Genomic DNA, 6892 nt, shown 5'->3' on the forward strand with positions numbered 1-6892 from the left:
GCCGGGCGGGGCCGCGTCAGCAGGCGCAGCGCGAGAAGAACGCCCCGGTGAAGATCGCGATGATCAGGGCTTCGGTCGTCAGGCCCATCATCGCCGTCACCACGACGGCGGAAATGGCCGCGACGAGGATCACCAGCATCAGGACGCCCCACCACATGTGGGGACGGGTCCGGGCCGCAGCACGGGGGCTGACCTGGGACGCGAGCACCGCACCGTTGTGCGCTTCAAGCATGTGGAAGCCCTCTCGTTGTGATTGCAGACACAATATAGCCCCTGGAGTGAGCTGCCTCACAGCGTTCTCAGGTTTCAAGATCGTTAAGTTTCGGGATCCAGCGAGCCCATCGGGGGCCCCGGGCGACAATGTTGACGTGAGCGATGCAACGACATGCGCGGTCGTGGGTGGTGGCCCGGCCGGACTGTTCTTGGCCCTGATGCTGGCCCGCGCAGGCGTCGAGGTCACCGTCCTCGAGAAGCACGCCGACTTCCTGCGCGACTTCCGCGGCGACACAGTGCATCCCGTCACCATGCGACTGCTCGACGAGCTCGGGCTGTTCGAGCGGTTTGCTCAATTACCGCAGAGCCGCGTTGACAGAGGGCAATTCGACGTCGACGGCCACCTCGTCACCATGGTCGACTTCGGTCGCCTGCGCTCGCAACCGCACCCCTATGTCGCGATGGTGCCGCAGTGGGATCTCCTCGATTTGATCGCCGATGCCGGCAAGGCCGAACCCACGTTCTCGGTACGCATGCAACACAACGTCAGCGGCCTGCTGCGCGAAGGGGGCAAGGTGACCGGTGTTCGCTACACGAGCCCCGGCGGCCCCGGCGAACTGCGGGCCGATCTCGTCGTCGGCTGCGACGGGCGCACGTCCGCGGTCCGCCGCGATACCGGACTCCCCATCCGCGACTACCCGGTGCCGTTCGACGTGTGCTGGTTTCGGCTGCCGCGCGATCAGCAGGCGCAGTATTCGCTGATTCCCCGGACAAAACCCGGCCGTGCGCTGATCATGATTCCACGCGAAGGCTATTTTCAGATCGCGTACCTGATACCCAAGGGCGGCTACCCCGAGTTACGAGCCCGCGGCCTCGACGCATTCCACCGCGATCTCGCCGAGATGGTGCCCGAGTCGACGCCGGACGCAGTGACGTCGTGGGACGACGTGAAAGTGCTCGACGTCCGGCTGGACCGGCTGCGCAAATGGCACGGCGACGGCGTGCTGTGCATCGGCGACGCCGCGCACGCCATGTCGCCGGTCGGCGGTGTCGGAATCAACCTTGCGATCGCCGACGCCGTTGCGGCGGCGGGGTTTCTGGGCGAACCTCTTCGCACCGGCCGTCTCACCGACAAACATCTCGCCGCGGTACGTCGGCGCCGAATCCTGCCGACCGTGGTGACCCAAACGGTGCAACGAACCCTGCACCGCTTTCTGCTCGGCGCCGTGCTGCAAGGTCGCGACGCGGCGAGGCCACCTGCCGCAGTGGTGAAGCTGCTGGAGCGCGTTCCGCAGTTGACGGCTGTCCCCGCCTACGCCATCGGTGTCGGTCTGCTGCCCCAGCACGCGCCGGGCTTCGCCCGTCGCTAGGTCTGTGCGGGCAGCACGTGGTCGGGGATCTTGTCGGTGCTCAGGCACAGCGAGCAGATGTGCGCGTCGTGCGTCTCGCACTTCATCATGTCGGGCCGCTCGTAATCGTGGTGGCAGACATGGCATTTCAGATGCTCGCCCGACGGGTTACCGTGCTCGTCGTGCATCGGTAGGTCGATGCCGTCGTCGATACGACGCAGGTAGTACTTGCCCTTTGTGGCGATGGCGATGATCGGAGGTAACACCAACGCCAGGCCGATGGCGACCAGCGGCGAGTACGGCCGGATGGCCTCGCCCAGGCCGCCGAAGAACGCGAGGACCGACACGCCGGCGGCGATCAGCATCGAGCCGAAGCCGACGGGGTTGAACGCATACAGCATGCCCCGGCGGAACTCCGGCTGCTTCGGCGACAGCTTCAGCAGGTATTTGTTGAACACGATGTCGGAAGCGACCACGACGACCCACGCCATACCGCAGTTGGCGTAGAAGCCCAGGATCGTGTTGAGGAAGTCGAACATGTTGGCTTCCATCAGGATCAATGCGATCAGCAGGTTCACGCCGAGGAACACCAGGCGACCCGGGTAGGTCTTGGTGACGCGGGTGAACGAGTTGGTCCACGCCAGCGATCCCGAGTACGCGTTGGTGACGTTGATCTTGATCTGGCTGATCACGACGAGCACCACCGCAAGCGTCATCGCCAGCCAACCCGGCAGGAAGTTCTCGTAGATCTCCAGAAATTGGTGCACCGGCTGGTTCGCGACGCCGGCGCTGTCGGCGACGTTGGCGATCAGGTACACCGCAAGGAACAACCCGACAATCTGCTTGATCGCGCCGAAGATGACCCAGCCCGGTCCGGCGAGGAACATCCACGTCCACCAACTGCGCTTGTTCTCCGGGGTTTTGGGAGGCATGAAGCGCAGGTAGTCGTTCTGCTCGGCGATTTGGGCGATGAGCGACAGGCAGACGCCCGCGGCCAGCAGCGTCGAGCCGAAGTCGAAACCTTGGCCACCGTTCTCGCCCTGGTAGGCGAAGAACTGACCGACCGACTCGGGATGGCTCACGACGAGATAGACGAACGGCGCGACCATCAGCACCAGCCACAGCGGCGTCGTCCAGACCTGAAGAGTGGAAAGGACTTTCATCCCGTAGATGACCAACGGGAAGATGATCAGGGTGGACGCCGCATACCCGAGCCACAACGGTATGCCGAGTCCGAGCTTGAGGCCCTGCGCCATGATCGAGCCCTCGAGCGCGAAGAAGATGAACGTGAACGTCGCGAAGATGACGTTGGTGACGACTGAGCCGTAGTAGCCGAAGCCGCTGCCGCGGGTGACCAGGTCGAGGTCGATGTTGTAGCGCGCCGAGTAGTAGGCCACCGGAAAGCCGGTGGCCATCACGACGATTGCGAAGATCAGGATGCCCCACAGCGCGTTCGTCGTGCCGTAGGAGATGCCGATGTTGGCGCCGATCGCGAAGTCAGCCAGGTAGGCGATGCCGCCGAGGGCCGAGATGCCGACCACCCGCGTCGACCACTTTCGGTAACTGCGCGGCGCGAACCGCAGCGTGTAGTCCTCGAGTGTCTCTTTGGTGGCGGTCATGGTGTCGAGGTCGGCCACGACATCGATCCGGCCGGCCTCGTCCACCGGCTCCTTGCTGACGTCTTGAGTCATGCAGCGAAGCTAGGTCCGTTTTGTTTCCGAACGGTGACGGCGATGTTCCGGGTGTGGAATAGCACTTGCGTCAATTGGATTGACGCGTGAGCGTGCTGTTACGCGTTCAGCGCGCTGCCCCTGCGCCACTGGTCCCACGGGACGCTCCAGTCGCCGTTCTGCGAAAGCTGCAGCGGCGGCCCGCCGGTGTTGCGGACCTCGACGACGTCGCCGGGTACGGAGAAGTTGAAGAACCACACGGCGTTCTCGCCGTTGAGGTTGAGGCAGCCGTGCGACACATTGGTGTTGCCCTGTGCCCACACTGTGGAGTTCAGCTGATGCAGATAGATGCCGTCGATGCTGATTCGCGTGGCATAGGGGACGGTGGTGCGATAGCCGCCTGCGCCCGTCAGCCCGTACGTCGTGGAGTCCATGACGACGGGGTTGGCCTTGTCCAGCACGGTGTAGACACCCGGCGGCGTCCAGAAGTGCAAAGTCCTGCTGCCGAGGGTTTCGGTGCCGCCCATCCCCATCGAGGTGGGCATGGTCCGGACCAGTTTGCCGTTGTCGAACACGCTGACCTGCTTGGTGACGTCGTCGGCGATCGAGACGTGAGCGTTCCCGATCTTGAACGACACGTGCTCGTCCTCTTGGCCGTACATGCCGTCGCCGAGGCGGGCGCCGTAGATGTCGGCGGTGACGTCGACGGTCGTGCCGGGCGCGTAGTACTTCTCGGGTCGCCAGTGCGCGTTCTGGTCGTCGACCCAGTTCCAGGATCCGGTGACGCGCGGGTTGGTGGTGACGTGCAGGCGGCTCTCGGCGGCGACCTTGTCGGTGATCGGTTCGTCGAAGTGCGCGACGACGACCATGCCGACGCCGTAGGTGTTGCCGTCGACCAGCGAGACACCCGCGGTGGTGTTGAGGTTTACGGCGGTCTTGGAGTCGGGCGACAGGGTGGTGAAGCTCGACGTCTGACGTGACGGCATGCCGCCGGGGCCGCGGGCGGCGACGGTCATGGTGTAGGTGCGGTCGTAGCTGAGCTCTTCGGTCGGGTGCCAGCCCGTCTTGGCGGGCGTGAGAGCGCCGGGCACCGTCTCACCCCAGTCGTCGACCAGCTTGACGTCGTCGATGCGTCCGCTGAACGCGGTGACGGATACGGGTGCGGCCGGGTCGACGTCGGCAGCTTGGGGCTTCGGGAAGACCCCAAGGGCGGCAGGCTGGGGAGGAACGGGCTGCGGAGGGGAGGCGGTATGCGCGGCGCTGGCGACGTCGCACCCGGTGGAGCACGGGTCGGTGGTCTCCGCGACATCTCCAGCAAGAAGCACCAGCGCCGCGATTGCGGCGATGGCGGAGATGACGCGAACGCGACGAGACCAAAGCAATTGCACTCCAATGTGGGTCGGCAGGGGCCGGACGGTCGATCGGGCTCGCCGATCGTGTTCCCACTATAGGTTGCCCAGTTGGGCCCCGACGAACCTATTGATTAAGCCTTGGTGGCAAGTTCGAAGACCGGAATGACGCGATCGGTGCGCTTCTCGTATTCGCCGAACCCCGGCGCCCGCTCCTTGACGATTTCGTAGATGCGGTCGCGTTCGTCGCGGGGCAGCTCGTTGGCGACGACGTCCCTGGGCGGGTCGGAGCCGATCTCGACGCGGACGTCGGGATAAGCGCGGATGTTGAAGACCCACGCGGGGCTCTTCTCGCGGCCAGCGGCGGAGCCGACGATGTAGATCTTGCCGTCGATGTCGAAGTAACCGATGAGGTTGATGCGCTCGGTGCCGCTCTTGGCGCCGGTTGAGGTCAGCAGCAGCAGCGGAAAGCCCTCGAACTGACCGCCGACCTTTCCGCCGTTGCGGCGGAACTCCTCGATGTTGTTTTCGTTGAACTCGCGCTCGGAGGACAAATCGTCATCGGGCATGTCCCCATGGTGGCACGGGCAGGTTCATCCCCAGGTGTGCCGGCACTGCGTGCAGGTCCAGATGTCCGGGGTCACGCAGCACCCGCGCCAGTCGACCCACGGGGGCGCGTTGCGATATTCCTCCTCGGAAACGGGCATGCCGAACACCGCCCGCGCGGTGCGCTTGGCTCCGCACCTCGGGCATTGCGGATGCTGCGCGAAGTGAGAGTCGGCCTCGCTCGTGTTCGTCACCGGCTCACTATCCCGGCAGGGTGTGACAAGCGACTCAACCCGTCGGTACCCCTCGATAAGGTCGGGTCAGAAGGTAGGGGGCGAATGAGCGAACACACCGAGGCACCGAAACTGTCCGGCCGATTCCCCAAGGCGCTGGTGTACGCCGAGTGCAAGCACCACAACCAGGTGCGCAAGGGCGGCGACATCCCGTATGTCGGCCATCTGCTGTCGGTGGCGAGCCTGGTGATCAACGACGGGGGCTCTGAGGACCAGGCCATCGCCGCGCTCCTGCATGACGCTGTGGAAGACCAGGGCGGGCCGTCGACGCTGCAGGAGATCCGCGCCAACTTCGGCGAGGACGTCGCGCGCATCGTCGAGCAGTGCAGCGACGCAATGCCCGAGGAGGGTCAAGAGAAGCAGCCGTGGCCCGAACGCAAGCAGCGCTATATCGACCACCTCGGCGAGGTCGGCCAGGACACGCTGCTGGTGTCGGTGGCCGACAAGCTGGACAACGCCCGGTCGATGCTGCGCGACTACCACACGCATGGCGCGGCGCTGTGGGACCGCTTCAACCGGAAGAACCCGCAGGACCACCTCTGGTACTACGACAAACTACTCGCGGCGTATCGCCAGCGCGGGTTGGACAGCTGGATGGTCGACGAACTCGGGCGAGTGGTCGGTGAGCTGAAGCGACTCGTCGAAGGCGGCGACAGCGCAGTCGTAGTCTGACGCCCGATGGCATTGCATCTCCATCGCGCGCAGCGATCCAATCTCCTGGCCGACGGCCTCGGTGCGCTTCTCGCCGATCCGCTGCCCGACCCGTTCGCCGAGGAGCTCGTCATCGTTCCGGCCAAAGGCGTCGAGCGGTGGCTGAGCCAGCGGCTGTCGCACATCCTCGGCCGCGGAACCGGACAGGACGGCGTCTGCGCAGGCATCTCGTTCCGCAACCCGCGCTCGCTGATCGCCGAGATCACCGGCACCGACGACGAAGACCCGTGGCATCCCGACACGCTCGTCTGGCCTTTACTCGACGTGATCGACGAAAGCTGCGACGCCGACTGGTGCAAGACGCTGGCCACCCACCTCGGCCACTTCGAGGCGGGCGAGGAACGCGAGCTGCGGATGGGCCGCCGCTACGCCGTCGCGCGCCGGCTGGCCGGGCTTTTCGCGTCCTACGCGCGGCAGCGGCCACAGCTGCTCGTCGACTGGGAGAACCAAGCCGCCGACGGGCTCGGCGCCGACCTCGACTGGCAGCCGCACCTGTGGCGGGCGCTACTGAGCCGCGTCGACGCCGACCCACCCCACATCCGGCACGCCAAATCGCTTGTCTCACTGCAGGAGTCGCCCACCAACCTGCCCGAGCGCATCTCCCTCTTCGGTCACACCCGGCTGCCCAACACCGAGATCGAACTGCTCGAGGCGCTGTCCACCCACCACGACCTCCACCTGTGGCTGCCGCACCCCAGCGACCATCTGTGGCGGTCGCTCGCCGGCGTTCACGGCCAGATCGCCCGCCGCGACGACACCAG

The 6892-nt window shown here is 65.6% G+C and carries 8 protein-coding genes; 3 read left to right on the forward strand and 5 right to left on the reverse strand.

The features are described 5' to 3' along the window. Positions 1-16 precede the first annotated feature (16 nt). The gene (locus QOJ24_RS02045) at positions 17-232 is read right to left on the reverse strand and encodes a hypothetical protein (protein ID WP_526258611.1); all 216 of its coding nucleotides are present in this window, start codon (positions 230-232) and stop codon (positions 17-19) included. 136 nt (positions 233-368) lie between these two features. Between QOJ24_RS02045 and QOJ24_RS02050 the strand changes: the two genes are divergently transcribed. After that, a complete protein-coding gene (locus tag QOJ24_RS02050) occupies positions 369-1583 on the forward strand; it encodes an FAD-dependent oxidoreductase (protein WP_526258613.1) in 1215 nt (404 codons plus the stop codon). Here QOJ24_RS02050 and QOJ24_RS02055 read toward each other — a convergent pair. The 4 genes from QOJ24_RS02055 to QOJ24_RS02070 form a co-directional block, all read right to left on the reverse strand. Continuing rightward, positions 1580-3253 carry a purine-cytosine permease family protein gene (locus QOJ24_RS02055; RefSeq protein WP_526258614.1) on the reverse strand — a complete coding sequence of 558 codons (1674 nt, stop codon included), beginning with the start codon at positions 3251-3253 and terminating at the stop codon, positions 1580-1582. The genes QOJ24_RS02050 and QOJ24_RS02055 overlap by 4 nt on opposite strands. A 98-nt stretch (positions 3254-3351) precedes the next feature. Beyond that, on the reverse strand, positions 3352-4620 hold the full coding sequence (locus QOJ24_RS02060) for an Ig-like domain-containing protein (protein WP_526258616.1): 1269 nt from the start codon (positions 4618-4620) through the stop codon (positions 3352-3354). Positions 4621-4715: 95 nt separating this feature from the next. Beyond that, positions 4716-5150 carry a nitroreductase family deazaflavin-dependent oxidoreductase gene (locus QOJ24_RS02065; protein WP_526258618.1) on the reverse strand — a complete coding sequence of 145 codons (435 nt, stop codon included), beginning with the start codon at positions 5148-5150 and terminating at the stop codon, positions 4716-4718. Positions 5151-5174: 24 nt separating this feature from the next. Further along, positions 5175-5381: an alkylphosphonate transporter gene (locus QOJ24_RS02070; protein ID WP_526258620.1), complete on the reverse strand. Its 207-nt coding sequence runs from the start codon at positions 5379-5381 to the stop codon at positions 5175-5177. Between the two features lie 84 nt (positions 5382-5465). Here QOJ24_RS02070 and QOJ24_RS02075 point away from each other — a divergent pair, with 84 nt between their 5' ends. Both QOJ24_RS02075 and QOJ24_RS02080 read left to right on the forward strand, forming a co-directional pair. After that, the gene (locus tag QOJ24_RS02075; protein WP_526258622.1) at positions 5466-6092 is read left to right on the forward strand and encodes an HD domain-containing protein; all 627 of its coding nucleotides are present in this window, start codon (positions 5466-5468) and stop codon (positions 6090-6092) included. Between the two features lie 6 nt (positions 6093-6098). Continuing rightward, positions 6099-6892, forward strand: a 794-nt coding sequence (locus QOJ24_RS02080) for an exodeoxyribonuclease V subunit gamma (protein WP_526258624.1), incomplete at its 3' end; no start/stop codon positions are given.

It is taken from the genome of Mycobacterium sp. (assembly GCF_032159775.1).
GTDB lineage: Bacteria > Actinomycetota > Actinomycetes > Mycobacteriales > Mycobacteriaceae > Mycobacterium.

Excerpts from the sequence above, each read along its gene's own strand:
- QOJ24_RS02055 (WP_526258614.1), bottom strand. The coding sequence starts at position 3,253 with ATGACTCAAGACGTCAGCAAGGAGCCGGTGGACGAGGCCGGCCGGATC.
- QOJ24_RS02065 (WP_526258618.1), bottom strand. The coding sequence starts at position 5,150 with ATGCCCGATGACGATTTGTCCTCCGAGCGCGAGTTCAACGAAAACAAC.
- QOJ24_RS02045 (WP_526258611.1), bottom strand. The coding sequence starts at position 232 with ATGCTTGAAGCGCACAACGGTGCGGTGCTCGCGTCCCAGGTCAGCCCC.
- QOJ24_RS02075 (WP_526258622.1), top strand. The coding sequence starts at position 5,466 with ATGAGCGAACACACCGAGGCACCGAAACTGTCCGGCCGATTCCCCAAG.